Origin of the sequence: Phenylobacterium sp., from assembly GCF_041916435.1 — a bacterium.
Taxonomy (GTDB): Bacteria; Pseudomonadota; Alphaproteobacteria; order Caulobacterales; family Caulobacteraceae; genus Phenylobacterium.
The window spans coordinates 273,852-298,165 of sequence record NZ_JAYRZM010000004.1 but is presented as its reverse complement, the minus strand read 5'-3'; the positions used below and the strand labels follow the sequence as shown (position 1 = coordinate 298,165).

At 70.6% G+C, this 24,314-nt stretch carries 23 protein-coding genes; 16 read left to right on the top strand and 7 right to left on the bottom strand.

Annotation, left to right across the window (positions count from 1 at the left end; translation table 11 throughout):
- Positions 1-182: 182 nt before the first annotated feature.
- Complete coding sequence (locus ACE3TA_RS12915) at positions 183-1,238, top strand: lysine-2,3-aminomutase-like protein (RefSeq protein ID WP_374574272.1); 1,056 nt, start codon at positions 183-185, stop codon at positions 1,236-1,238.
- On the opposite strand, the gene ACE3TA_RS12910 is transcribed toward ACE3TA_RS12915, so the two are convergent.
- The 3 genes from ACE3TA_RS12910 to ACE3TA_RS12900 form a co-directional block, all read right to left on the bottom strand.
- A complete protein-coding gene (locus ACE3TA_RS12910) occupies positions 1,235-1,765 on the bottom strand; it encodes an AAA family ATPase (RefSeq protein WP_374574270.1) in 531 nt (176 codons plus the stop codon). The genes ACE3TA_RS12915 and ACE3TA_RS12910 overlap by 4 nt on opposite strands.
- A 164-nt stretch (positions 1,766-1,929) precedes the next feature.
- Positions 1,930-3,798, bottom strand: a complete 1,869-nt coding sequence (locus ACE3TA_RS12905; protein WP_374574268.1) for an ABC transporter ATP-binding protein — start codon at positions 3,796-3,798, stop codon at positions 1,930-1,932.
- On the bottom strand, positions 3,795-5,678 hold the full coding sequence (locus ACE3TA_RS12900) for an ABC transporter ATP-binding protein (RefSeq protein ID WP_374574266.1): 1,884 nt from the start codon (positions 5,676-5,678) through the stop codon (positions 3,795-3,797). Before ACE3TA_RS12900 ends, ACE3TA_RS12905 begins: the two co-directional genes overlap by 4 nt.
- A gap of 370 nt (positions 5,679-6,048) precedes the next feature.
- On the opposite strand from ACE3TA_RS12900, the gene ACE3TA_RS12895 reads away from it, so the two are divergent.
- From ACE3TA_RS12895 to ACE3TA_RS12880, 4 genes are all read left to right on the top strand, one after another.
- On the top strand, positions 6,049-7,632 hold the full coding sequence (locus tag ACE3TA_RS12895) for an AMP-binding protein (RefSeq protein ID WP_374574264.1): 1,584 nt from the start codon (positions 6,049-6,051) through the stop codon (positions 7,630-7,632).
- 74 nt (positions 7,633-7,706) lie between these two features.
- The gene (locus ACE3TA_RS12890; protein WP_374574262.1) at positions 7,707-9,833 is read left to right on the top strand and encodes a phosphocholine-specific phospholipase C; all 2,127 of its coding nucleotides are present in this window, start codon (positions 7,707-7,709) and stop codon (positions 9,831-9,833) included.
- Between the two features lie 108 nt (positions 9,834-9,941).
- On the top strand, positions 9,942-11,108 hold the full coding sequence (locus tag ACE3TA_RS12885) for a DegT/DnrJ/EryC1/StrS family aminotransferase (RefSeq protein WP_374574260.1): 1,167 nt from the start codon (positions 9,942-9,944) through the stop codon (positions 11,106-11,108).
- On the top strand, positions 11,105-12,469 hold the full coding sequence (locus ACE3TA_RS12880) for a nucleotide sugar dehydrogenase (protein ID WP_374574258.1): 1,365 nt from the start codon (positions 11,105-11,107) through the stop codon (positions 12,467-12,469). Before ACE3TA_RS12885 ends, ACE3TA_RS12880 begins: the two co-directional genes overlap by 4 nt.
- A 266-nt stretch (positions 12,470-12,735) precedes the next feature.
- Here ACE3TA_RS12880 and ACE3TA_RS12875 read toward each other — a convergent pair whose 3' ends face one another.
- Together ACE3TA_RS12875 and ACE3TA_RS12870 are read right to left on the bottom strand one after the other, a co-directional pair.
- The gene (locus tag ACE3TA_RS12875; RefSeq protein ID WP_374574256.1) at positions 12,736-14,421 is read right to left on the bottom strand and encodes an alpha/beta fold hydrolase; all 1,686 of its coding nucleotides are present in this window, start codon (positions 14,419-14,421) and stop codon (positions 12,736-12,738) included.
- Between the two features lie 95 nt (positions 14,422-14,516).
- Positions 14,517-15,206 (bottom strand): VOC family protein, encoded by a 690-nt coding sequence (locus ACE3TA_RS12870; protein ID WP_374574254.1) that lies wholly within the window; start codon positions 15,204-15,206, stop codon positions 14,517-14,519.
- Between the two features lie 97 nt (positions 15,207-15,303).
- Between ACE3TA_RS12870 and ACE3TA_RS12865 the strand changes: the two genes are divergently transcribed.
- The 5 genes from ACE3TA_RS12865 to ACE3TA_RS12845 all read left to right on the top strand — a co-directional run bounded on the left by ACE3TA_RS12865 (position 15,304) and on the right by ACE3TA_RS12845 (position 18,986).
- On the top strand, positions 15,304-16,269 hold the full coding sequence (locus ACE3TA_RS12865) for a zinc-binding alcohol dehydrogenase family protein (RefSeq protein WP_374574252.1): 966 nt from the start codon (positions 15,304-15,306) through the stop codon (positions 16,267-16,269).
- Between the two features lie 37 nt (positions 16,270-16,306).
- The gene (locus tag ACE3TA_RS12860) at positions 16,307-17,140 is read left to right on the top strand and encodes an alpha/beta fold hydrolase (protein WP_374574250.1); all 834 of its coding nucleotides are present in this window, start codon (positions 16,307-16,309) and stop codon (positions 17,138-17,140) included.
- Positions 17,141-17,166: 26 nt separating this feature from the next.
- Complete coding sequence (locus ACE3TA_RS12855; RefSeq protein ID WP_374574248.1) at positions 17,167-17,952, top strand: SDR family NAD(P)-dependent oxidoreductase; 786 nt, start codon at positions 17,167-17,169, stop codon at positions 17,950-17,952.
- Positions 17,949-18,521 (top strand): histidine phosphatase family protein, encoded by a 573-nt coding sequence (locus ACE3TA_RS12850; protein ID WP_374574246.1) that lies wholly within the window; start codon positions 17,949-17,951, stop codon positions 18,519-18,521. The genes ACE3TA_RS12855 and ACE3TA_RS12850 overlap by 4 nt, the downstream gene beginning before the upstream one ends.
- Positions 18,522-18,677: 156 nt before the next feature.
- Positions 18,678-18,986, top strand: a complete 309-nt coding sequence (locus ACE3TA_RS12845) for a hypothetical protein (protein ID WP_374574244.1) — start codon at positions 18,678-18,680, stop codon at positions 18,984-18,986.
- 24 nt (positions 18,987-19,010) lie between these two features.
- Here the strand turns inward: ACE3TA_RS12845 and ACE3TA_RS12840 are convergent, their stop codons facing one another.
- A complete protein-coding gene (locus ACE3TA_RS12840; RefSeq protein WP_374574242.1) occupies positions 19,011-19,196 on the bottom strand; it encodes a hypothetical protein in 186 nt (61 codons plus the stop codon).
- Positions 19,197-19,301: 105 nt separating this feature from the next.
- On the opposite strand from ACE3TA_RS12840, the gene ACE3TA_RS12835 reads away from it, so the two are divergent.
- A complete protein-coding gene (locus tag ACE3TA_RS12835) occupies positions 19,302-20,048 on the top strand; it encodes a YebC/PmpR family DNA-binding transcriptional regulator (protein WP_374574240.1) in 747 nt (248 codons plus the stop codon).
- A 54-nt stretch (positions 20,049-20,102) separates the two neighbouring features.
- Complete coding sequence (locus ACE3TA_RS12830; protein WP_374574238.1) at positions 20,103-20,798, top strand: MgtC/SapB family protein; 696 nt, start codon at positions 20,103-20,105, stop codon at positions 20,796-20,798.
- Here the strand turns inward: ACE3TA_RS12830 and ACE3TA_RS12825 are convergent.
- Positions 20,795-21,223 carry a PaaI family thioesterase gene (locus tag ACE3TA_RS12825; RefSeq protein ID WP_374574236.1) on the bottom strand — a complete coding sequence of 143 codons (429 nt, stop codon included), beginning with the start codon at positions 21,221-21,223 and terminating at the stop codon, positions 20,795-20,797. The genes ACE3TA_RS12830 and ACE3TA_RS12825 overlap by 4 nt on opposite strands.
- A gap of 106 nt (positions 21,224-21,329) precedes the next feature.
- Here ACE3TA_RS12825 and ACE3TA_RS12820 point away from each other — a divergent pair, with 106 nt between their 5' ends.
- The 4 genes from ACE3TA_RS12820 (at position 21,330) to ruvB (ending at position 24,314) form a co-directional block, all read left to right on the top strand.
- The gene (locus ACE3TA_RS12820; protein WP_374574234.1) at positions 21,330-22,091 is read left to right on the top strand and encodes a site-2 protease family protein; all 762 of its coding nucleotides are present in this window, start codon (positions 21,330-21,332) and stop codon (positions 22,089-22,091) included.
- A 74-nt stretch (positions 22,092-22,165) separates the two neighbouring features.
- On the top strand, positions 22,166-22,675 hold the full coding sequence (gene ruvC / locus ACE3TA_RS12815; protein WP_374574232.1) for a crossover junction endodeoxyribonuclease RuvC: 510 nt from the start codon (positions 22,166-22,168) through the stop codon (positions 22,673-22,675).
- Positions 22,672-23,286 (top strand): Holliday junction branch migration protein RuvA, encoded by a 615-nt coding sequence (ruvA, locus tag ACE3TA_RS12810; protein ID WP_374574230.1) that lies wholly within the window; start codon positions 22,672-22,674, stop codon positions 23,284-23,286. Before ruvC ends, ruvA begins: the two co-directional genes overlap by 4 nt.
- Positions 23,283-24,314 (top strand): Holliday junction branch migration DNA helicase RuvB, encoded by a 1,032-nt coding sequence (gene ruvB / locus ACE3TA_RS12805; RefSeq protein WP_374574228.1) that lies wholly within the window; start codon positions 23,283-23,285, stop codon positions 24,312-24,314. The genes ruvA and ruvB overlap by 4 nt, the downstream gene beginning before the upstream one ends.

Genomic DNA, 24,314 nt, shown 5'->3' with positions numbered 1-24,314 from the left:
CGTTGACGCAACGGGCCCCAACACCGCTCTCGGCGCGGTCGCAGCCGTTGAACACTCAAAGTCCCCCTCAGTCAGCCTACGGCTGACAGCTCCCCCAGAAGGGGAGCATCCGGGAGCCGAGCCTTGGGCGGGCCCCGCCGCGTCATTGCCCTTGGCGGCCGCTTGGCCCATATGCCGGCGCCATGGCCGACACCAAGACAGCTCCCAGCGCCAGGACCCTGCGTTCCGCCGGTGAGCTGGCCTGCGCCAGCGTGGTGGCGCCCGAGCGGCTGGCGGTGCTGGAACAGGTCGCCGCGCGCTATGCGGTGGCGCTCACCCCGGCGATGGCCGAGCTGATCGACCCGGACGATCCGGCCGACCCGATCGCCCGCCAGTTTGTTCCCGACGCGGCCGAGCTGGTCCAGCGGCCGGGCGAGCGCGACGACCCGGTCGGCGACGACGCCTTCAGCCCCGTGGAGGGGATCGTCCACCGCTATCCGGACCGGGCGCTGCTGAAGATCACCCACACCTGCGCGGTCTACTGCCGCTTCTGCTTCCGCCGTGAGATGGTGGGCCCCGAGGGCGTGCGGCCGCTCTCTCCCGCCGTCCTGGACGAGGCCCTCGCCTACGTCGCCCGGACCCCGGCGATCTGGGAGCTGATCGTCACCGGCGGCGATCCGTTCGTGCTCTCGCCCCGCCGCATCGGCGCGCTGATGGACCGGCTGGCCGGGATCGAGCACCTGAAGGTCGTGCGCTTCCACACCCGCGTGCCGGCGGTCGACCCGGAGGCGGTGAACGACGAGTTGGTCGCCGCCCTGAAGCGCGGCGGCAAGGCCGTGTTCGTCGCCCTGCACGCCAACCATCCGCGCGAGCTGACGCCGGCCGCGCGCGCCGCCTGCGCCCGGCTGATCGACGCCGGAATCCCGATGGTCAGCCAGAGCGTGCTGCTGAAGGGCGTCAACGACGATGCGGAAACGCTCGCCGCCCTGATGCGCGCCTTCGTCGAGACCCGCATCAAGCCCTACTACCTGCACCATCCGGACCTGGCGCCCGGCACCGGCCACCTGCGCCCCAGCGTCGCCGAGGGTCAGGCGCTGATGCGCGCCCTGCGCGGCCGCGTCTCGGGCCTGTGCCAGCCGACCTATGTGCTCGACATCCCGGACGGCCACGGCAAGGTCCCCATCGGCCCGGCCTATCTGGGGGACGGCGAGGTCGCCGACTACCGCGGCGGCGTGCACGCCTATCCGCCGAAGGACTAGGTCGCCGCCACCAGCACCTGACGTACGCGCGTCTCCACCGGCGCGGCGGCGATCTCGACCAGCTCGTAGCCCAGCTCGCGATAAACCTGTTCATGCAGCGCCTCGAAGGCGAGCGAGTCTTCGAAGCTGATGCGCCGCGCGGCCGTGGGCTCGACGAAGCCGATGTTGCGCACGAACAGGACCCGGCGCTCGAAGACGCCCTCGCTCGCGATCGCCTCCAGCTCGGCCTTGAGCGCCGGCGGAACCGGCCGGCCCAGGTGCAGGGCCAGGGCGTAGGTGCAGATCGCCGAGCGGTCGTGGAGCTGCACGCCGCCGCCGCATGGCGCCAGGCGGCGCGAACGCTGGAGCTCTACGATCCGCACAAGGAACGTCTCGTGCGTCCAGGGCTCGGCCAGGCCCTCGGCCTGCATGTCGGCGATCACGTCGGTCGCCGCCTCCTCGACCACGGCGCGGCCGAGGCCGGCCAGGGCGCGGATCAGGGTCGTCTTTCCGGCGCCGGGGGCGCCGGTGAGGATGAAGCGTTTCATGGGATTTCCGTTGAGAAGGTGTCCCCCCTCCACCGCTTCGCGGTCCTCCTCCCCCTAAGGGGGAGGAGAATTTGCGGTGGTCACCGCCTCGATCCCCTCCCCCGCCCGGCGGGGGAGGGGGACCGCGAAGCGGTGGAGGGGGCTTGGTGGGAAGAGCGCCGCGCCTAGGTGCGCGTAGCAAACTCGGCATCGCCGGTTTCGGCCACCTGGGCGTCATCGAAGGAGGCGTGGGCCGAGGTGTAGAGGCGGCGGTAGAGGCCGTCCTTGGCCATCAGCTCGGCGTGCGGCCCCTGTTCGATGATGTGGCCCTGGCGCAGCACGATGATCCTATCGGCGTCGCGGATCGTCGCCAAGCGGTGGGCGATGACGATCGAGGTGCGTCCGGCGAACAGCACCTTCAGGGCCTTCTGGATCGCCTGTTCGGTGAAGCTGTCGATGTTCGCCGTGGCCTCGTCGAGGATCAGGATCTGCGGATCGGCCACCAGGGCGCGGGCGAAGCTGATGAGCTGGCGCTGGCCGACGGAGAGGTTGCGCCCGCGCTGGCCGAGCGGGGTGTCGTAGCCTTCCGGCAGGCGCATGATGAAGTCGTGGGCGCTCACCGCCTTGGCCGCGGCGATCACGTCGTCCCGCGTGGCCGAGGCGGTGTTGTAACGGATGTTGTCCTCGATAGTGCCGGTGAACAGGAAGGGCTCCTGCAGCACCATGCCGATCGTGCGGCCGAGCGAATCCAGCGTCACGTCGCGCACGTCCTGGCCGCCCACCAGCACCTGGCCCTGGTCGACCTCGTAGAAGCGGTGGGCGAGCGCGATGATGCTGGTCTTGCCCGAGCCTGTGGGCCCGACCAGGGCCACCACCTCGCGCGGGCGCACGGTGAAGGACACGTCGTGCAGCACCGGCCGGGCCGGATCGTAGCCGAAGGTGACGTTCCTGAACTCCACCGTCGCCGCCTCGTCCGGCAGGGGCGCGGCGCCCGGCTTGTCCTTGATCGTGATCGGCACGTCCAGCACCTCGAAGATGCGGTGGCCGGCCGCCATGGCCCGCTGCATCACCGTGTATTGCATCGACAGCATGCGCACCGGCTCGAAGAAGCGCTGCACATAGAAGATGTAGGCCACCATCACGCCCACCTCGAGGCGCCCGCCGATCACCGCCTCGCCGCCGACGACGATGACGATGGCCATGGCCAGGCCCGTCAGGATGTCCACCGTGGGGGTCATGATCTGGGTGAGCCAGGCGGCGTGGACCTGGGCCTTGAAGTTGTCGAAGGCCTTGGCCTTGTAGAGCTCGTAGTTGACCGCCTCGCGGCGGGTCTCCTGCACGGTGCGCACGCCGTTGATGTTCTCGGCCAGGGCGCTGTTGGCGGTGGACGAGGCCTCGCGGGCGTCGCGGAAGCTCTGCTTGGAATAGGGCAGCCAGATCGCGCGGATGATGATCAGCGCCGGCAGGACGGTGAGGGTCAGAAGGCCGAGCCGCCAGTCCATGACCAGCAGCATGACGGTGATCCCCACCAGCATGACGAAGTCGCCCACCGCGCCGGTGGAGCTTTCCAGGAACTCCTGCAGCGCGCCGACGTCGCCCTGCAGCCGGGCCATGATCCGGCCCACGTGGGTCTTGTCCATGAAGGACAGGGAGATCTCCTGGAAGTGGGCGAACATCGCCCGCCGCACGTCGAAGATCACCCGCTGCGCCAGGCGCGAGGAGATCCACTGATCCACGAACATGAAGCCGGCGAAGACCGCCGCGGAGACCAGGAAGATCGTCAGCCAAAGGCGCAGGCCGGGACCGTCGCCGGCCGCCGCCGCATCCACCGTGCGGCCGATGGCCATCGGCACGGCGACCTGGCCGGCGGCCGAGAGCAGCACCGCGGCGATGTTGAAGACGTAGGCGCGCCGGTGCGGCTTCAGATAGGCCAGGAAGCGGCGCGCGATGCGCGGATCGAAGGTGCCGAAGACGTCGTCCGCCTCGGGCGAGCCGAGGGAGGCGCGCGGCGCGCGGCGGGGGGCAGCGTCGTCGGCGAGGTCGGCCTGGCTCATGCGCGCGCCTCCGCGGCGGTCTGGCCCGCCGGCTCATCGTCGATCACCCCGCCCTGTTCGGTGCGGGTCTGCAGGGTGTAGAGGTCGGCGTAGGTTCCGCCGAGGGCCATCAACGCGCGGTGGCCGCCGCGTTCGACGATGCGCCCCTCATCGAGCACGATGATCTCGTCGGCGTGCATCAGCGAGCTCAGCCGGTGGGCGATGATGATGGTGGCCTTGGTCTCGGTGGCCTCGGCCAGGGCGTCGCGCACCCGCCGCTCGGTCACCGCGTCGATCGCCGCCGTGGAGTCGTCGAAGATCATCACGCCGGGGCCGGGCACCACGCCGCGGGCGATGGACATGCGCTGGCGCTGGCCGCCGGACAGCGCCACGCCGCGCTCGCCGACGCGGGTGTCGTAGGCCTGCGGCAGGCCGGAGATGTGATCGTGGATCTGGGCCGTGCGGGCGGCCTCCTCGATGCGCTCGTCCTCGGCCCAGGGGTCGGCGTAGGCGACGTTGTGGCCCACCGATGCGTCGAACAGGAAGGCCTCCTGCTGCACCAGGCCGACGTACTCGCGCAGGGAGGCCAGGGTCACGTCGCGGATGTCGACGCCGTCGATGGTGATGCGCCCTGCGGTCACGTCGTAGAAGCGCGGGATCAGGTTGGCGATGGTCGACTTGCCGGAACCGGGCGGTCCGACGATCCCCAGGGTGCGGCCGGGGCGCACCTCGAAGTCGATGTCGCTCAGCACTTTCTTGCGGCCGGGATCGTAGGCGAAGTCCACGTGCTCGAAGCGCAAGACGCCCCTGGCCGGCGCCAGCGGCCTGGCGTCCGGCGCGTCGGCGATCTCGGGCTCCAGGTCGAGAATCTCGAACAGCCGCGCGCCCGACGAGGTGGCTCGCGCCGCCGAGTTGAAGATCATGGCGATCTGCCGGATCGGCGCCTGCAGCAGGCTCATGTAGGTGAGGAACTCGGTGAGCCGGCCCACGCTCATCTCGCCGCGCAGCACCTTGCCGCCGCCGAGCCACAGCAGCAGCCCCATGGCCGAATAGTAGCTGACCTGCATGGCCGAAACGCCGCGGAAGCGCAGGGTGATGCGCTTGAAGGCGAAGCTCAGGGCCTCGCCGGCGGCCTTGTCGAACTTGGCCATCTCGAAGGGCGCGCCGGCGAAGGCGCGCACCACGCGGATGCCCTGCAGGTTCTCCTCCATGGTCAGCGTCAGGGCGGCCATCAGTTCCTGCACGCGCAGCCAGGTGACGCGAAGGAGATAGCCCATGCGCGCCAGGGCCAGGCCCGCGATCGGCACGAAGGACAGGCCCGCCAGCCCCAGGACGAGGTCTGTGGAGAGCATCATGTAGCTGGCGAAGCTCAAGAGCAGGGTCAGGCTCAGGATCTGCATCAGCCCGCCCTGGATGAACACGCGGGCCCCTTCCAGGTCGAGCATGCCCCGGGTGATCAGGTCGCCGGAATGGATGCGGTCGTGGAAGCCGAAGGAGAGCCGCTGGAGCTGCTGGAAGAACCTCAGGCGCAGGTCGTAGCCCACCCGCTGGCTGACGTATTCGGCCTGGAAGCCGGCGGCCATGGTCAGCGTGCCGCGGGTCAGGGTGGCGCAGATCACGAGGCCGGCGGTGACCCACAGCGCGCCGCGCGCCGCGCCCGCTTCGGCCGGCCCGGCCTGCAGCAGGTGCTGGGCCTGGTCCACCGCGTGTCCGAACAACCGGGGCAGGGTCAGGCTCGCGACGGCGGCGCCCAGGGCGCAGGCGACAGCCAGCGCCAGCCGGCCCGGGTAGTGCAAGGCGAGCTCCGTGATCCTGCGCAGGACCCTGGGCATCTGGGACACGTCGACCGAGCCGAAGTCGCCGGTCCCCTCGCCCCGACGGATGGGGCGGGAATCACTCATCACGAGTTCTTTCTTTCAGTATGCCCGCAATTCTGGGGCGCCTGTCCGGGTCGCGCCAGCGTTGTTTTGAGAATCCATCCATCGCCATGGTCTGGCGCTAGGCGCCGAATGTGACGGACGGACGCGCGCGCACGCTCTGGGGCGATGGACAACCGCGAGCGGCGCCAATGATCCGGACCAAGTTCGGATTTCGGCGGCGTTTACCGCAGCGTCATCGCCTGTCATTGTGCCCGCCGAGGCGGGATCGGTGGGTCCGCGCGGGCATATTTCGTCCGCGTTCACCGGCGAGACCACCGCCTGGCATTTTAGGTGCGCGCCATCGGACCACCCCGCAAGCGGGAGGCCGGACGCAGCGTTTGGGAGGATACTGATGCAGGATTTGAAAGAGCGCGTGGACCTGGGCGAACTGCTGGCCGCCGCCGCGCCGGTGGGCATGATCCCGTCCATCTGGGCCAGGGTGCAGCCCGATCGCGTGGCCGTTCACGACCCGTCGGGACGCACCCGCACCTTCGGCGAGGTCAACGCCAACGCCAACCGCATCGCCAAGCTGCTGCGGGCCGCGGGCCTGAAGGCGGGCGACTCGCTGGCCCTGGTCTGCTCCAACCGCGCCGAATTCATCGAGGTGCTGGCCGCCACCAAGCGCACCGGAATCCGCATCACCCCGGTCAACTGGCACCTGACGGCCGAGGAGATCGCCTACATCATCCAAGATTGCGAGGCCAAGGCGGTGTTCGCCGAGGCCCGGATCGCCGCGGCCGGGCCCGCGGCGGACATGTGCCCGGACGTGGTGCTGAAGGTGGCCATCGGCGGCGAGATCGACGGCTTCATCTCCTACGAGGACGCCCTGGCGCCCTTCGATCCGTCGGACATCGACGATCCGGTGCTGGGCAACCAGATGATGTACACCTCCGGCACCACCGGCCGGCCCAAGGGGGTCTATCGCCCCGTCCCGCCGCCGGCGACGACCACCCCGGTGCGCGGCGACTACGACCACCGCGAGCACGTGCAGATGTGCGCCGGGCCCGCCTACCACGCCGCGCCGCTGGCCTTCGACGTCAACGCCGCCATGATCGCCGGCGTGCCGCTGGTGTTCATCGACAAGTGGGACTCGGAGCTGGTGCTGCGCACCATCGCCGAGAAGAAGGTCACCCACTTCCACCTCGTGCCGATCATGTTCCAGCGCCTGCTGGCCCTGCCCGAAGACGTGAAGGCTCGCCACGACGTGAGCCACGTGAAGTTCATCATCCACGGCGCGGCGCCCTGCCCGCCGGAGGTGAAGCAGGCGATGATCGACTGGTTCGGCCCGGTGCTCAGCGAGTACTACGCCGGCTCCGAAGGCGGCGCGGGCTTCTTCATCACCTCGGAAGAATGGATCAGGAAGCCCGGCAGCGTCGGCCGTCGCCCGGCCCTGCTCGGCTCGAAGGTCGTCGACGAGAGCGGCGAGGAGTGCCCCGTGGGCGTGCCGGGCACGATCTACCACCAGCTCCCGCCCGGCGGCGGCTTCCAGTACTACAAGGACCCGGCCAAGACCCAGGCCTCGCGCATCGACGACTACTTCACCATGGGCGACGTGGGCTACTTCGACGAGGAGGGCTACCTCTTCCTCACCGGCCGCAACGCCGAGACGATCATCTCCGGCGGGGTGAACATCTATCCCCAGGAAGTCGACAACGAGCTGATCAAGCACCCGGCCGTGGAGGATTCCGCCACCGTGGGCGTGCCGCACGACGAGTGGGGCGAACAGGTCAAGGCGGTGATCCTGCTGCGCGAGGGCTATGAGCCGTCCGACGCCCTGGCCCAGCAGATTCTCGACTTCGGCCGCCAGAGCCTGCCCGGCTTCAAGGTGCCGCGCAGCCTGGATTTCGTAACCGCCCTGCCCCGTTCCGAGGCAGGCAAGATTCAGCGCAACAAGGTGCGCGCGCCCTACTGGGAAGGCCGCAAGCGCCAGATCTAGGATCGGGCCGCCGTCACACGCCTGCGACGTTAGGGGGCTAAGCGGCGCCCGGTTCGAGTTCTTGGGAGCGTTCCATGCCGCGTATCGACCGTCGAAGCGTCCTGGCCGGGGCGGCGGGTTTCCTGCTGCCTCCGGCGATCGCCCGGGCTCGCGAGATCGACGCCGACGTGCGCGCCGGCACGATCAAGGACGTCGAGCACGTCGTGATCTTCATGCAGGAGAACCGCTCCTTCGATCACTACTTCGGCTCGATGAACGGGGTGCGGGGCTTCGGCGACCGCTTCCCGATCCCGGTGGCCGACGTCGAGGGGATCGAGCGCCGCACCGCCTGGACCCAGGAGAACAGCAAGGCCAAGGGCGGCCCGGCGCTGCTCTCGCCGTTCCATCTGAACACCACCCAGCAGTTCGAGCTGATGCGGGTGGAGGGCACGCCCCATAGCTGGCCCGACGCCCAAGGCGCCTGGGACGAAGGCCGCATCCGCCGCTGGCCCGAGCTGAAGACGCCCCACGCCATGGGCTACTACCTGGCCGAGGACATCCCCTTCCAGTTCGCCCTGGCCAACGCCTTCACCCTCTGCGACGCCTATCACTGCTCGATCCAGACCGGCACCAACACCAACCGGCTGATGCTGTGGACCGGCACGAACGACCCGTCCGGCAAGGATGCAGGCCCGGCCATCGGCAACTCGCACGACAACCTGCCCCAGTTCGGCGGCCACCCGCACTCCTACACCTGGACCACCTATACCGAGCGGCTGCAGGCGGCCGGCGTGACCTGGCGCGTCTATCAGGACATGGCCGACAACTTCACGGACAACCCGCTGGCCGGCTTCAAGAGCTTCCGCGAATCCTTCGACGGCGCCGCCGGCGCCGATCCGGCGCTGAAGGAGCTGGGCCTCAGCACCCGCAAGCTCGACGGGCTGAAGGCGGACGTGCTGGCCGGCAAGCTGCCGCAGGTCTCCTACATCGTCGCGCCCGCCGCGGCCTCGGAGCATCCAGGCCCGTCCAGCCCCGCCCAGGGCGCGGACTACACCGCCCAGGTGCTGGACGCCCTGACCGCCGATCCGAAGGTGTGGGCGCGCACGGTGCTGTTCGTGATGTTCGACGAGAACGACGGCTTCTTCGACCACGCGCCGCCGCCGGCAGCGCCCAGCCGCGACGCCTCGCGCCCCGGCGGCCTGGCCGGGGCCTCCACCGTCGACCTGACCGGCGAGTATCACCTGGTGAAGAGCGAGGGCGACGCGCCCTACGACCGCGACGAGCTGATGGGCCGGCCCTACGGCCTTGGCCCGCGCGTGCCGATGTACGTGATCTCGCCTTGGAGCCGGGGCGGCTTCGTCAATTCGCAGGTGGCCGACCACACCTCGGTGATCCGCTTCCTTGAGGCGCGCTTCGGCGTGGCCGAGCCGAACATCACCGCCTGGCGCCGGGCGGTGTGCGGCGACCTCGCCACCTGCTTCGACTTCGCCACGCCGAACGACGCGGCCTTCCGCGAGGGTCTTCCGGCCACGGCGCAGACCGCCGAGCGCGCCGCGGCCCTGCCCGGACGCACCACGCCGGCCACGCCGCAGACGCCGCCGGCGCCGGTCCAGGCCGCCGGGACGCGGCCCTCGCGCGCCCTGCCCTATGCGCTGGACGTGACGGCGACCGTCGAGCCGGGCGCGACGCGCCTGGCGATGCGCAACCTGGGGTCCGCCACGGCGGTGTTCCACGTCTACGACCGCCACCGCCTGGACGCCGCGCCGCGGCGGTACACGGTTGAGCCGCGCAAGGCGCTGAGCGACGCCTGGGACCACGCGGACGGCGCCTATGACCTTTGGGTGCTGGGCCCCAACGGCTTCCACCGCCACTTCACGGGACAGGCCGGGGCCGACGCGCCGGAGGCGACCGCCGCCTATGACCGCCGGCGCTCGATCCTGACGCTGACGATCGTCAATCCGGGGGCGAGCGCGCGCAAGCTGGCGGTCAAGCCGATGGCCTACGGCGAGGCCCTGGCCGGCTGGACCGCCGCGCTCGATCCGCGCGGCACGGCCTCCAAGGCCTGGAAGCTGGCGGCCACCGGCGGCTGGTACGATCTGGCGGTGACGCTGGACGGCGAGCCCGGCTATCTGCGCCGCCTCGCCGGCCGGCTGGAGACAGGCAAGGATTCCATCTCCGACCCGGCCATGGCCGGGGCCGCCCTGATGCGCCGCCCGATCTGACGCCCGCCGGGAATCGGCCGCAATCTTGCGAAAACAAGCGTGTTTGGCGTGGCTGGGCGGCTCATGGCATCTAGCGCGCCCTCAAGACTCGCTTTGTGTGTGCACCGCATGGCCATTGCCTTCATCGACCTTCAGACTCAGCGCGCCCGCCTGGGCCAGCCGCTGGAAGACGCGATCCTCAAGGTCGTGCGCTCGGGCGCCTACGTCATGGGCCCGGAGATCGCCGCCTTCGAAAAGGCGCTCGGCGAATTCGGCCGCGCCCCGTTCGTGCTGTCCTGCGGCTCGGGCACGGAGGCGCTGATCCTGCCGCTGATGGCCTGGGGGATCGGACCGGGCGACGCGGTGTTCTGCCCCTCCTTCACCTTCGCGGCGACGGCCGAGGTCATGCCCCTGGTGGGCGCCTCGCCGGTGTTCGTCGACGTGCTGCCCGACACCTACAACATGGACCCCGCCCACCTGGACGCGGCCATCGAGGCGGTGAAGGCCAAGGGCGAGCTGACGCCCAAGGCGGTGATCGCCGTCGACCTGTTCGGCCAGCCGGCCGACTATCCGGCGATCTCGGCGGTGGCGAAGAAGCACGGCCTGAAGCTGATCTCCGATTCCGCCCAGGGCTTCGGCTGCACCCTGAACGGCGAGCATCCCCTGCACTGGGCGGATGTGGCCACCACCAGCTTCTTCCCGGCCAAGCCGCTGGGCTGCTACGGCGACGGCGGGGCGGTGCTCTGCAAGGACGAGCGGCTGCACGACCTCTTGGTCTCGCTGCGCGTGCACGGCCAGGCGGTGAAGTCGGACATCGAAGGCCGCACCTTCGACCACGATCCGAAGTACCTGAACATGCGCATCGGCATGAACAGCCGCATGGACACCATCCAGGCCGCGGTGCTGCTGCAGAAGCTGACCATCTTCGCCGACGAGATCGCCGCCCGGAACCGCGTGGCCGACCGTTACGCCGAAGGGCTGAAGGGCGCGGTGAAGACGCCCAAGGTGATCGACGGCGGGGTTTCGGTCTGGGCGCAGTACACCATCGAGACCGACGACCGCGACGGCCTGATCGCCGCCCTGAGGGCCAAGGAGATCCCGAGCGCGGTCTACTACCCCATCCCAATCCACCGGCAGGGCGTCTATTCTGGTTATCCGCAGGGGCCAGGCGGCCTGCCCGTGACCGACGCCAAGGCCGAGGTGGTGATGAGCCTGCCCATGCATCCCTATCTGGAGGCCGACGTGCAGGATCAGATCATCGCCGCCATCCGCGCCCACGTCGGCAAGAACGCATGAGCGCAGACACCGGCGCCTCCGCCGTGGAGGCCATGGCCGCGGCCTTCGAGCGCAAGGCGGTCGACCGCGAACTGATCATCGGCGTCATCGGCCTGGGCTATGTGGGCCTGCCGCTGGCCGAGGGCTTCGTCGGCCGGGGCTTCCGCGTGCTGGCCTATGATCCGGACACGGCCAAGGTGGAGGCCATCAGGGCCGGGCGCACCTACATCCGCCATATCTCCGACGAGCGGGTGGCGGCGATGGCCGCCTCGGGCCGGCTGGACGCCACCACCGACGCCGACCGCCTGGCCGAGGCCGACGCGCTTCTGATGTGCGTGCCCACGCCGCTGAACGTGCATCGCGAGCCGGACCTGTCGTTCGTCGAGGCCTGCGCGCGCACCATCTCCGTGCGCCTCCGCCCGGGCCAGCTCGTGGTGCTGGAGAGCACCACCTATCCCGGCACCAGCGAAGAGCTGATCCGGCCGATCCTGGAGCAAGCCTCCGGCCTGAAGGCCGGCGCGGACTTCGCCATCGCCTACAGCCCCGAGCGGGAGGACCCCGGCAACATTCAGTTCGGCGCGACCTCGATCCCCAAGGTGGTGGGCGCCGACACCGAGGCCGAGCGGCGGATGGCCACGGCCGTCTACGCCCCGCTGACCCAGGTGGTGCCGGTCTCCGACCTGAAGACGGCCGAGGCGGTGAAGCTCACCGAGAACATCTTCCGGCTGGTGAACATCGCCCTCGTCAACGAGCTGAAGGTCGTTTTCGAGAGCATGGGCATCGACATCTGGGAGGTGGTCGACGCGGCCAAGACCAAGCCGTTCGGCTACATGCCCTTCTATCCGGGACCGGGCCTGGGCGGGCACTGCATCGCCATCGACCCCTTCTATCTGACCTGGAAGGCCCGCGCCCACGGCGAGCAGACCCGCTTCATCGAGCTGGCTGGCGACGTGGTGACCGCCATGCCCAAGCGGGTGGTCGAGCACGTGGCCGAGGCGCTCTCCACCGCCCGCGCCAAGGCGATCAACGGCGCGCGGATCCTGGTGGTGGGCCTGGCCTACAAGAAGAACGTGGACGACATGCGCGAGAGCCCCTCGCTGCATGTGATCCGGATGCTGCGCGAACGCGGCGCGGCGGTGGACTACTACGACCCGCACATTCCCGTCGCGCCGGACATGGCCGAGCATCCCGAGGTGGCCGGCATGGCCAGCATCGCCTGGTCGCCCGAGGCGCTGGCCGCCTACGACTGCGCGGTGATCTGCACCGACCACGACGCGGTGGACTACGCCGCCCTGGCCGAGGCGGCGCCGCTGGTCGTCGACACGCGCAACGCGACCGCGCGGCTCAACGGGGTGTTCGCCGAAAAGATCTGGAAGGCCTGACCGCCGGCCGGCCTGGAGCCTGATCGCTGCGGGAGTAAGGAGCGCCCGGCGATTCTAGGGTTCATAGCAGGGGGCGAACCGTTCGAACCGCCGGGCGTTTTCGGGCTCTGGTTAGAGGGCGCCGAAGCTGTGGGCCGCGCTCCCCGGGCCCTCAGGCGCCGGCGAATCACGACATGTCTTGGATGCGACTTTTCGCCGCATCGCCGCGCGGGCGCATGATCAAAACGGACTATGCGCGGCTAAATTGTGATCACGGCCTGTTTATCTCAGTCCCGCGCCATGCGCCGCAGCACCGCCTCCCAGTGCTTGAGCACCAGGAAATGGCCGATCCCGGGCGCCAGCCAGACCTCGTCGGCCTTGTCGCCCAGGTAGTCCATGAGGTCGGGCAGGGGCGCCAGCAGGTCCTCCTCCCCGTGCCAGACGATGAGCGGGGCGTGCAGCTCCGCGGCGGTCATGTTCCGCGCGCGGCGGAAGGCCCGCAGTTCGTCGGCCGGGCCGCGCCCGCCGTGGGCCAGGCACTCGCCCACATAGGCGGCGATGAACTCGGCGATCTCCGGGTGATCCTCGAAGAAGGCGCGGTCGCCTGGCGAGAACACCGCCGTGCGCCGCACCACGCGCTCGACCAGCGGCACCGAAAGCTGCAGGCGGATGATCGCGTAGAAGGTCTCGACCACCCAGGGCGTCTTCTGGATCCGCTCGCGGAACAGCACCAGCGGGTTGCGCGGACGCCCGTCGTTCTCCGACGGGCGCGGCGGCCGGCCCGAGCAGATCATCAGCCGGTTGGCCCGCGAGCCCAGGCGGATCGCCGTCTGCACCGCGCTGGGCGCGCCGGAGAGGATGGCGGCCAGGCGTATGTCGTCCAGGCCGAGCTGGTCGCACAGCTCCACCATGTCGGCCGCCACGTTGTCGAAGGTGTAGTCCGGATGCGGATCGGACTGGCCGAACCCCGGCCGCTCGGCGCAGATGACCCGCAGCCCGAGGCGCGCGGCCAGCGCGCCGGTGCCCGGCGGCAGCAGGCTGGAGCCCATGCCCTCATGGAACGCCAGCATCACCCGCCCGGCGGGATCGCCGTAGTCGCGGTAGGCCAGCCGCCGCCCGTCCGCCAGGCGCACCTGCGCCAGCGGCGGCGCCTTGCCGACCACCTTGGAGGGCGGCGCCTGCGCCTCGGCCTCGATGGCGCCGGCTACCGAGGAGAGCTCCGTCAGCGCGCGGACCAGGTCGCTCTGCCGCTTCAGCCCCATCTTCTCGAAGATCGCCCGAAGCTGGTTGCGCAGGGTGTTGACGCTGACCTTCAGCTCGTCGGCGGCCTCCTGCAGCGAGCGGCCGTCGCGCAGCTTGCGCGCCAGCCGCGCCTCCGCTGCGGTCAGGCCGAAGCTCTCGCGCAGCGTGTGCCACAGCCGGTTGGTGGCCTCCGTGGCGGGGAACACCAGGGCGAAGGCGCCGCCGTCCGGCGCGGCGACGACCTTGCCCACCGTCGTCGGCACGGCGGCGGCCGGCACCAGGTAGGCGAAGCACGGCCCTTCCTCCTCGCCGTCGCGCTCGAATTTTAGAATGGTCTGGGCGCCCTTGAGCGCCGCCTGGTCCAGCGCCCGCTGCAGCACCTCGGCGTTGGCCGGATCGTCGAAGGCGATGTCGGCGCCCGCCGAGAGCCGGCCGAGCCCCGAGGCCATCACGGTCTGCGCCGCCGGGTTGCACGACAGCACCCGCTGTGCGCCCGACAGCACCGCCCAGGCCACGTCCGCGCGCGGCGGGCTTCCGTCGCCCGCGCGGCTCACCAGGCGGGCGATGTCGGCCATGCGCTCCAGGTCCGGCGCCACGCCCGGAGGCGGGACTTCCTCGCCCTCCGCCAGGTCCAGCACGTCGATGAGCTGCTCCCAACCCTCGGGATCGGCCGCGATCTGGTAGAGCGTCTCGATCACCAACGCGACGTTGGCGCGCGCCTTGTCACTCATATTGTCGACCGCCCCCTCAGGTCGATTGTCGTCCGCAGCCCGCCGAAGGGTTCGAGCGCGTGGCCCCCGCGCCCCGACCCCGCCCCTCGAGAGCGTCAGTCAAGAACGCCCACGATCGATGCTCGTTGCGAAATCTCAATCCAATTTCCGTCCGGGTCGCGAACCATCGAGATGCGTGCGGTCTTTCCGAGCGTCACCGGCGCCACGGCTTCGCGTCCGCCGCGCTCCAGGATGCGGGCGTGTTCGGCGTCGACCTTGAAGACCTGGAAGGTGATGTAGCGCCAGCCCTTGCCCTGGAAGCCGGCGTCGGCGACCGCATCGGGCGACTCCTCCAGGATCAGCAGGCTCTCGCCGGCGCGAAAGGCGGCGCGGCCGGCGTCGGCGGGCTCCTCGGCGAGCCCCAGGGCGTCGGCGTAGAAGGCGCGGTGGGCGGCCAGGTCGCGCACCGCCAGGCGCACGCCGATCTGGTTCACGCCCATCCAGCCGGGCGGGGCCAGCACGACGCGGTTGCCGTCGGGATCGGCCAGGGGCCGCGGCGCCTGGAGGCCGGGCCGGGCGATGATCAGTTCGCGATAGCCGCTGGGCGGCGCGTCGGGCAGCGGCTCGGCGTGGTGGTTGATCTTCAGCACCGAGCCCATCAGGTGGTGGCGGTGCTGGTCCTGGCCGCGGCGGATCTTCAGCAGATGGTCGAAGGGAACGCCCGCCTCGCCCTGCCAGAAGGCCAGCATCGGCTCCAGATCGTTGGTGGACAGGCCGATGTCCACCTGCGGCTTGGCCAGTTCCATCCCATTCCCCCCATGCTTAGTTTTCCTGGGTTGCCTCCACACCTCAGGCGTGAGAGGCGTTCAAGTCAAACATTTGTTTAATTGGGAGGAGACGCATATGAAGGCGGCGGTCTATTACGAGAACGGCGGCCCCGAGGTCCTGAAATACGAGGACGTGCCGGATCCGCAGCTCCATCCCAAGGGCGTGATCATCGAGGTCCAGGCCATCGCCATCGAGGGCGGCGACACCCTGAACCGCTGGCGCGGCCCGCTGATGACCAATCCCCACGTGGTCGGCTACCAGGCCGCCGGCGTGATCGTCGAGGTCGGCGCCGAAGTCGAGCATCTGAAGGTCGGCCAGCGCGTCGCCACGGTGAACAACTGGGGCAGCCACGCGGCCCTGCGCTCGGTGCCGGCGCGCAACTGCTGGCCGGTGCCTGACGGCTTCGACATCAAGAAGGCCGCGGCGATCCCGGTCACCTTCGGCACGGCGCACGACTGCCTCTTCGAGTTCGGCCGCCTCAAGGCCGGCGAGACCGTGCTGGTGCAGGCCGGGGCCTCCGGCGTGGGGGTCGCCGCCATCCAGCTCGCCAAGCGCGGCGGCGCGAGCCTGGTGCTGGCCACGGCCTCGTCGGACGAGCGTCTGGAGAAGCTGAAGCCCCTCGGGCTGGACCAGGGGATCAACTACAAGACCCACGAGGTTCCCAAGGAGGTCATGCGCCTGACCGACAACAAGGGCGTCAACGTGGTGGTGGACTCGGTGGGCGGGCCGACCCTGCAGGGCTCGATCAACAGCCTGGCCTATCGCGGCCGGGTGTCGATGGTCGGCGCGGCCGGCCGCGAGCCGATGGTGGTGGACGTGGGCTCGATGATGGGCGGCAACCGCTCGCTGTCGGGCGTCTTCCTGGGCGCGGAGATCATGACCGACCGGGTGCACGACAACATCCAGGCCCTGATCGACGACGCGGCCAAGGGCGAGCTGGACGTGGTGATCGACAGGGTCTTCCCGCTGTCGGAGGCCGCCGCGGCCCACGCCTATATTGAAAGCCGCGCGGCCGTCGGCCGGGTGGTGATGGTCCCCTAGGTCCGCGCGAACGAGAACAATACAGGGAGGACGAACCATGCCCCAAGCCCGCAACGGCGCGGTCGCCATCGAGTACGAGACCTTCGGCGCGCCCGGCGCGCCGACCATCCTGCTGATCAACGGCCTGGGCTCGCAGATGACCCGATGGCCGGAGGCGTTCTGCGCCAAGCTCACCGACAAGGGCTATCGGACGATCCGCTTCGACAACCGCGACACCGGCCTGTCCACCTGGTTCGAGCCGGGCGAGGCCTACACCCTGTCGGACATGGCCGCCGACGCCATCGCCGTGCTGGACGCGGCGGGCGTGGACGAGGCGCACGTGGCGGGCGTCTCCATGGGCGGGATGCTCACCCAGCTCGTGGCCATCGAGCACCCCGGCCGGGTCCTGTCGGTCACCTCGATCATGTCGGCCACGGGCGCGCCGGGCACCCTGGATTCCACGCCGGAGGCCGCGGCGGTGCTGACCGCCGTCCCGCCCGATCCGAGAGCCGACTTCGAGGGCTTCCTCGACGCGGCGGTGAAGAACGCCATGGTGATCGGCAGCCCCGGCTTTCCCTGGCCGCAGGGCGTGCTGCGCGAACGGGCGGCCGCCGAGTACGCGCGCGCCTTCAATCCCACCGGCTCGCAGCGGCAGATGGCGGCGATCCGCGGCGACGGCGACCGCACCGGACGCCTCGGCGCGCTGAAGGTCCCGGCCGTCGTCGTGCACGGCGCCGACGATCCCCTCGTGCCGCTCGCCGGCGGCAAGGCCACGGCCGCCGCCATTCCGGGCGCGGAGCTGCGGGTGATCGAGGGCATGGGCCACGACCTGCCGCCCGCCCTGTACGACCTCGTCGCCGACGCCATCCTGGCCGCCGCCGCGCGCGCCTGACCCGAACCACTGGAGAGGAACTGCATATGGGACGTCTTTCCGGCCGCACGGCCGTCATCACCGGCGCGGGCTCCGGCATCGGCCGGGCCAGCTCGCTGCTGTTCGCGCAGGAAGGCGCGAGCCTGGTGATCGCTGACAAGGCCGACAGCGTGAACGAGACCGCCGACATGGTCCGCGCGGCCGGCGGCAAGGCCGTGGCGCTGGTGGGCGACGCTGGCGAGGAGGCTTTCGTCGAGAGCCTGATCGCAAGGGTCGTTTCGGAGTTCGGCGGGCTCGACGCCTGCTGGGCCAACGCCGGGATCAGCGGCGGCTGGACCGCCTTCGACGAACAGGACGCCGCCTTCTGGGCCGAGATCCTGCGCGTGAACCTGATCGGCGCGTTCCTGGCCGTGAAGCACGCCTCGCGCGTGATGATCCCCAAGGGTAAGGGCTCGATCATCTGCACCGCCTCGGTGGCGGGCATCCGCTCCGGCGCGGGCGGCGCGCCCTATTCGGCGTCGAAGGCCGGCGTCATCAGCCTGGCCCAGACCTCGGCCAACGAGTTCTACGGCACCGGCGTGCGGGTGAACTGCATCTGCCCGGGCCTGATCGAGACCGGCATGACCAAGCCGATCTTCGACGGCGCCCGCGCCCGCGGCAACGAGGACAAGATCGGCCAGCTCAATCCGCTGGCCCGCTACGGCGTACCCAGCGAGATCGCCCACGCCGGCCTATTCCTGGCCAGCGACGATTCCTCCTACGTGAACGGCCAGGCGATCGCGGTGGACGGCGGACTTTCCAGCTCGCACCCGGTGGTGCGGCGCAAGCGGTGATCTACCTGGTCCGCCACGGGCAGACGGTCTTCAACCGCGAGGGCCGTCTGCAGGGCCATGTGGACTCCGACCTTACCGACCTGGGTCGCGACCAGGCCCGGCGGCTGGGCGCGCTGCTGGCGCGCCTGACCGGCGGCGACGGCGGCTGGCGCATCCTCGCCAGCCCGCTGGGGCGGGCCCAGGCCACGGCGCAGGCGATCGCCGAGGCGGTCGGCGGCGGCGTCGAGACCGAGCCGGCCCTGATCGAGGTGAGCTTCGGCGAATGGGACGGGCGGCTGCGCCAGGAGGTGCAGGACCTGGCGCCCGAGGCGTTCGGCCCCACCGGCTACATGTTCGCCGCGCCCCATTGCGAGAGCTTCGAGGCGGCGAGCGCCCGCCTGCGCGGCTGGCTGGCGGGCCTGGAGCCGGAGTCCTCCCGGCGGGTGATCGCCGTCAGCCACGGCGTCACCGGCCGGGTGCTGCGCGGGGTCTATGCGGGGCTCGCGCGCGAGGAGGCGCTCGCCCTGCCGGTGCCGCAGGACGCCGCCTTCCGCCTCTGCGGCGGCCGGATCGAGCGCATCGACGCCTGAGCGCCCGGCGCCGGGTCCGAAGTTCCTGCCGGGCGAATTCTGCCGGGACACACGCCTGGGCGGCGCCCGTCGTCTGAAATTTATCGGCTTTTCCGCCGGCCACGGCGCGCACGGTCCCTGCAAGGGACGGGCGTTCATCGGCCAGGGGGGCAAGCGGTGTTTTCATTCGGCGGCGTTGGATCGAGCACAGGGGCGTCCGCGGCCTATGGCGCGAACGCCGGGGTCGAATCGGCCGTCGGCAAGAAATCTCCCAAGGAAGCTTTCCTCGAGTACGCCCGGATGAGCCCGGCCGAGAAGATGCGCGCCGCGATGCTGAACAGCCTCGGCCTCACCGAGGACGACCTGAAGGCCATGGACCCCAAGAAGCGCGCCCTCGTCGAGGAAAAGATCAAGGAGATGATCAAGGAGAAGGTCGAGGGCGACCAAAAGGACCAGAAGGGCGCGATCGTCGACGTCGCGGCCTGAGCCCGGCGGAGGCCGCCGGTCAGCTCAATCCTCGTCGAGCGTCGCGACGAACCAGCCGGCCGCCACGCCCAGCACGAAGGCCGCCCCCAGCATCGATCCGAGGACGGCGGGCGATAGATGGAAGACGCGGGGGGCGCGCGACGGTCCGTCGGCGCCGGCCACGGCGTACTCATAGTCCTCGATCGGCGTTTCTTTCAGGTCGGGCCACATCGCCGCGTGCTCACTCTGCCTGTCCTTGCGCCCCACATCTGGCCTTTCTGGCGGCCTGACGCTAGAAGCGCAGCCCAATCCTATAGACCTGCCCGATCGAGCGACATGGCTGGACACTCAAAATTCAAGAACATCATGCACCGCAAGGGCCGCGCCGACGCCGTGCGGTCCAAGCTCTTCTCCAAGCTGTCCCGCGAGATCACGGTCGCCGCCAAGTCGGGCATGCCGGACCCGGCGATGAACGCGCGCCTGCGCCTGGCGGTTGCCAACGCCAAGGCCGAGTCCATGCCCAAGGACAACATCGACCGCGCCATCAAGAAGGCCGCGGGCGGCGACGGCGAAAGCTATGACGAGATCCGCTACGAGGGCTTCGGCCCCGGCGGCGTGGGCGTGATCGTCGAGGTGTTGACCGACAACCGCAACCGCGCGGCGTCCAACGTACGCTCGATCTTCGCCAAGAACGGCGGCAACCTGGGCGAGACCGGCGCGGTCTCGTTCATGTTCGACCGGGTGGGCCAGATCACCTATCCGGCTTCGGCCGGTTCGGAAGATGCGGTGATGGAGGCGGCCATCGAGGCCGGCGCCGAGGACGTGGAGTCCGACGAGGACGCCCACACCATCTACACCGCCTTCGAGGCCCTGTCGGAAGTGGCCCAGGCGCTGGAGACGGCGCTCGGCGAGGCCAAGTCGGCCACCATCGCCTGGCGGCCGAAGACCCTGACGCCAGTGGACAGCGACCATGTCCCCACGCTGATGAAGCTGATCGACGCCCTGGAAGACGACGACGACGTCCAGAACGTCTACGGCAACTACGACATCTCCGACGAAGACCTGGCGAAACTCGACGCCTGACGGCGGCCGCGGCGCGCGCTAGCCTCGGCTCCCCCTGGGCGGGAGACGGAGCCGATGTTCCACGACTGGATGACCACCTACGGCCTGCCGATCCTGGGCGCAGTGGTCGCCGGCGCGCTGATCGGGCTGGAGCGGGAATACCGCGGCCACGCCGCCGGTTTCCGCACTCACATCCTGGTCAGCCTGGGCGCGGCCCTGCTGATGCTGGCCGCCACCCACCAGGAGCAATGGCTCGGCCACTTCGCGCCGGAGACCATGCGGATCGATCCCACCCGCATGGCGCACGGCATCCTGACCGGCGTGGGCTTCCTCTGCGCCGGCGTGATCTTCCGCCAGGGCCTCTCCATCCACGGCCTGACCACGGCCGCATCCCTGTGGGTGACGGCGGCGCTGGGCGTGGTGTTCGGCGTGGGGCTCTACGGCCTGGCGGTCAGCGGCGTGGCGGCGGCCCTGGTCATCCTGGTGCTGCTGCGCATCGGCGCGGCCTTCCTGCCCCAGCAGATTCACATCGAGCTCGTCGTCCGCTACCGCCGGGCCGAGGCCATGGACGAGGAGGAGGTGCGCGCCCTGGTCGGCGGCCTGCACCTGCATCCCGAGGCGATGGGCTTCCGCCTCCTGGAAGGGGGCCAGGAGGTCGAGCTCTGCACGACCCTGCGCGGCCCGGCTCGCGGCGCGACCCAGATGCTGGCGCGAAAGCTGGCCGACGACCCGCGCGTGCTGTCCTTCGACGTCGCCCCCCGCAACATCTAGCGCGGATAGAGGATCACCTGGGTGCAGCGGAAGGCGGCCATCAGCTTGCCGGACTCGGCGTTGCGCGCCCAGGCGTCCCACACCTGGGTCGTGCGCCCGCCGTGCAGCAGCTTGGCCTCCACCTCCACCAGGCCCTCGCGCAGGGTGCCCACGAAGTTGCACTTCACCTCGGCCGTGGTGAAGCCGCTCGCGCCTTCCGGCCAGACGGTGGAGACGCCGTAGGCGCACAGGATGTCGGCGATGGAGAGCACCGAGCCGGCCAAGAGGAAGCCGGTGTGGGCCACCAGGTCGGGCCGCACGGGGAAGCGGCCCACCACGCGGCCGTCCTCCACCTCGGTGATGGTCAGGCCGATGTGCTCGGGCAACTTGCCGAGGTTGGCGTGATTCAGTTTCTCGACAGTGGTGTGGTTCGTCGTGGCGGGCATCTGCGCCATCCTTGTTCTCAAGCTTGCGCCTGCGCACATAGGGGGTGAATTCCCGCCCCGGCGCCATCGCAACCTGCGCCCGGCCGCTTCCACGACGAGAGGTTTCTTGGACCCGTCACGCCAGACCGCGCCCGCTTCGCCCAATCTCGCCGGCCCCGCCCTGCTCATCCTCTGGCTCGCCCTCGGCGTCGCCCTGGCGCGCGTTCCCCAGTTCGGCGGCGTGCTGACCTTCGCCTTCGTGATGGTCGGCTGGGTGCTGGCCGTGGCGCTCCATGAATTCGGCCACGCGGCCGTGGGCTATCTGGCCGGCGACCACACGGTGCTCGCCAAGGGCTATCTGACCTTCGATCCGCGCCGCTACACCGACCTGGGCGTCTCTATCGTCATCCCCCTGATCGCCCTGGCCCTCGGCGGCTTCGGCTTTCCCGGCGGGGCGGTCTATCTGCGCGAGGACCTGATGCGCGGACGGCTGTGGCGCTCGGCCTCGTCGCTGGCCGGACCGCTGGGCACCTTCGTGGCGCTGCTGATCCTCACGCGGATCATGGCGGCGACAGCCGCGACGAGCCTCGACCTCTACGCGGCCCTGGCGTTCCTGGCCTTTCTCCAGGCCACCGCCCTGGTGCTGAACCTGATGCCGATCCCCGGTCTCGACGGCTACGGCGTGATCCGCCCCTTCCTGCCGGAGGCGATCGCCGGCGCCCTGGCGCGGTTCGTGGGGATCGCCGCCCTGGCCTTCCTGGCCGCCCTCTTCTTCCTGCCCGGCGCGGCCGGCCTGCTCTTCGCCGCGGCCGGGAGCATCGCCGAGGCCGTGGGCGTGCCGCTGCATGCGGTGCAGGCCGGATGGCAGGCCTTCCACTTCTGGGGCTAAGCGGGACTTCAACGAAGACTTAACCTCGTCGCCGCCTTCCTGTACCCCTACCTGGAACAGATGACGAACGGTCAGTGATTCCCTCTGCTCCCCTACGCATCCTCGGTCTCGACCCGGGCCTTCGCCGCACCGGCTGGGGCGTGATCGCCGTGGACGGCGCGCGGCTGTCGCACGTGGCCCACGGGGTGATCGCGCCCGACGCGGCCGCGCCCTTCGCTGAGCGCCTGCTCGTGCTGTTCGAGGCGATCGGCGAGGTGATCGAGGCCCACGGCCCTGACGAGGCGGCCGTGGAGGAGACCTTCATGAACAACAACGCCGCCTCGGCGCTGAAGCTGGGCCATGCGCGGGCCGCCGCCCTGATCGCCCCCGCCCGCGCCGGCCTGCCGGTGGCCGAATACGCCGCCACCGTGGTCAAGAAGGCCGTGGTGGGCACCGGCGGGGCCGACAAGGACCAGGTGGGCTTCATGATCCGCCGCCTGCTGCCGACCGCCGGCCAGACCACCGCCGACGCCGCCGACGCGCTCGCCGTGGCCATCGCCCACGCGCACGCCCGCAAGGCCCGCCACATGGGGCGCGTGGCGTGATCGGCCGTCTGCGCGGCGCGGTCGCCGAGGTCGGCGAGGAGGAGGCCCTCATCGACGTGATGGGCGTGGGCTACGTCGTGCGCTGCGGCGCGCGCACGCTCTCGCGCCTGCCGGCCGTCGGCGAGGAGACGCTCGTCCATGTCGAGCACCAGTGGTCCGAGGCGTCCGGCCCCAGGCTCTACGGCTTCCTCGACCGGGCCGAGCGGAGCGCCTTCGTGCTCTTGCAGGCGATCCAGGGGGTGGGGCCGAAGGCGGCCCTGGCCGTGCTGGACGTGCTCTCCCCGGCCGACCTCGCCGCCGCCGTGGCTCGCGAGGACAAGGCCGCCGTGGCCCGCGCCCAGGGCGTGGGGCCCAAGCTGGCCCTGCGCATCGTCACCGAACTGAAGGGCAAGCCGATCACCGACGGGCCCGTCACCGCCTTCCATCCGACGCCGGTCCCCGCCGAAGTCGCCAAGCCCTCGGCCTCCGGCGACGCGGTGGCCGCCCTGATGGGCCTGGGCGTGGCCGAGGTGAACGCCCGCCGGGTGGTCGAGCACGCCGCCACGCGCCTGGGCGAGGACGCTGACGTGCAGGCCCTGATCAAGGCCGGCCTGCAGGAGCTCGGCCGATGACCCGGCTGGTGTCCGGCGAGAGCGCGCCCTTCGAGGGCTCCGACCGGGCGATGCGGCCGCAAACGCTGGCCGAGTTCGTCGGCCAGGAACAGTCCAAGGCCAATCTGCGCGTCTTCATCGAGGCCGCCCGCAACCGCGGCGAAGCGCTGGACCACGTGCTGCTGTTCGGCCCGCCGGGGCTGGGCAAGACCACCCTGGCCCAGATCGTCGCCCGCGAGCTGGGCGTGAACTTCCGCGCGACGTCCGGGCCGGTGCTGGCCAAGGCCGGCGACCTGGCGGCGATCCTGACCAACCTGGAGCCCAACGACGTCCTCTTCATCGACGAGATCCACCGGCTGGCGTCGAACGTGGAGGAGATCCTCTATCCGGCGATGGAGGACCACGTCCTCGACCTGGTGATCGGCGAGGGCCCTTCGGCCCGCTCCATCCGCATCGACCTGGCGCCGTTCACCCTGGTGGCGGCCACCACCCGGGCGGGGCTGCTGGCCACGCCGCTGCGCGACCGCTTCGGCATTCCCATCCGCCTGGAGTTCTACACCCCGGCCGAGTTGCAGCGGGTGCTGGCGCACGGCGCCTCGCGCATGGGCGTGGAGCTGGCGGTCGAGGGCGCGGCCGAGATCGCCGCCCGCTCGCGCGGCACGCCGCGGGTGGCCGGCCGCCTGCTGCGCCGCGTGCGCGACTTCGCCGCCGCCGACGGGGCGGCCGTGATCGACCGCCAGGCCGCCGCCCGCGCGCTGGCGCGGCTGGAGGTGGACGAGGCGGGCCTGGACAGCCTGGACCGCCGCTACCTGCGCGCCCTGATCGAAAACTACGCGGGCGGGCCGGCCGGGGTGGAGACCCTGGCCTACGCCATCGCCGAGGCGCGTGATGCGGTGGAGGACGTGATCGAGCCCTATCTGATGCAGCAGGGCTTCATCCAGCGCACGCCGCGCGGCCGCGTCGCCTGCGCCAAGGCCTATGCGCACCTGGGCCTGGCCGAGCCGCCCAAGCCCGCGACGGGCGGCGAGCCGGACCTGTTCGAGCCCTAG

Bases quoted from the DNA above. Each gene is read 5' to 3' on its own strand.
- ACE3TA_RS12915 (WP_374574272.1), top strand. From the start codon at position 183: ATGGCCGACACCAAGACAGCTCCCAGCGCCAGGACCCTGCGTTCCGCC.
- ACE3TA_RS12910 (WP_374574270.1), bottom strand. From the start codon at position 1,765: ATGAAACGCTTCATCCTCACCGGCGCCCCCGGCGCCGGAAAGACGACC.
- ACE3TA_RS12905 (WP_374574268.1), bottom strand. From the start codon at position 3,798: ATGAGCCAGGCCGACCTCGCCGACGACGCTGCCCCCCGCCGCGCGCCG.
- ACE3TA_RS12900 (WP_374574266.1), bottom strand. From the start codon at position 5,678: ATGAGTGATTCCCGCCCCATCCGTCGGGGCGAGGGGACCGGCGACTTC.
- ACE3TA_RS12895 (WP_374574264.1), top strand. From the start codon at position 6,049: ATGCAGGATTTGAAAGAGCGCGTGGACCTGGGCGAACTGCTGGCCGCC.
- ACE3TA_RS12890 (WP_374574262.1), top strand. From the start codon at position 7,707: ATGCCGCGTATCGACCGTCGAAGCGTCCTGGCCGGGGCGGCGGGTTTC.
- ACE3TA_RS12885 (WP_374574260.1), top strand. From the start codon at position 9,942: ATGGCCATTGCCTTCATCGACCTTCAGACTCAGCGCGCCCGCCTGGGC.
- ACE3TA_RS12880 (WP_374574258.1), top strand. From the start codon at position 11,105: ATGAGCGCAGACACCGGCGCCTCCGCCGTGGAGGCCATGGCCGCGGCC.
- ACE3TA_RS12875 (WP_374574256.1), bottom strand. From the start codon at position 14,421: ATGAGTGACAAGGCGCGCGCCAACGTCGCGTTGGTGATCGAGACGCTC.
- ACE3TA_RS12870 (WP_374574254.1), bottom strand. From the start codon at position 15,206: ATGGAACTGGCCAAGCCGCAGGTGGACATCGGCCTGTCCACCAACGAT.
- ACE3TA_RS12865 (WP_374574252.1), top strand. From the start codon at position 15,304: ATGAAGGCGGCGGTCTATTACGAGAACGGCGGCCCCGAGGTCCTGAAA.
- ACE3TA_RS12860 (WP_374574250.1), top strand. From the start codon at position 16,307: ATGCCCCAAGCCCGCAACGGCGCGGTCGCCATCGAGTACGAGACCTTC.
- ACE3TA_RS12855 (WP_374574248.1), top strand. From the start codon at position 17,167: ATGGGACGTCTTTCCGGCCGCACGGCCGTCATCACCGGCGCGGGCTCC.
- ACE3TA_RS12840 (WP_374574242.1), bottom strand. From the start codon at position 19,196: ATGTGGCCCGACCTGAAAGAAACGCCGATCGAGGACTATGAGTACGCC.
- ACE3TA_RS12835 (WP_374574240.1), top strand. From the start codon at position 19,302: ATGGCTGGACACTCAAAATTCAAGAACATCATGCACCGCAAGGGCCGC.
- ACE3TA_RS12830 (WP_374574238.1), top strand. From the start codon at position 20,103: ATGTTCCACGACTGGATGACCACCTACGGCCTGCCGATCCTGGGCGCA.
- ACE3TA_RS12825 (WP_374574236.1), bottom strand. From the start codon at position 21,223: ATGCCCGCCACGACGAACCACACCACTGTCGAGAAACTGAATCACGCC.
- ruvB (WP_374574228.1), top strand. From the start codon at position 23,283: ATGACCCGGCTGGTGTCCGGCGAGAGCGCGCCCTTCGAGGGCTCCGAC.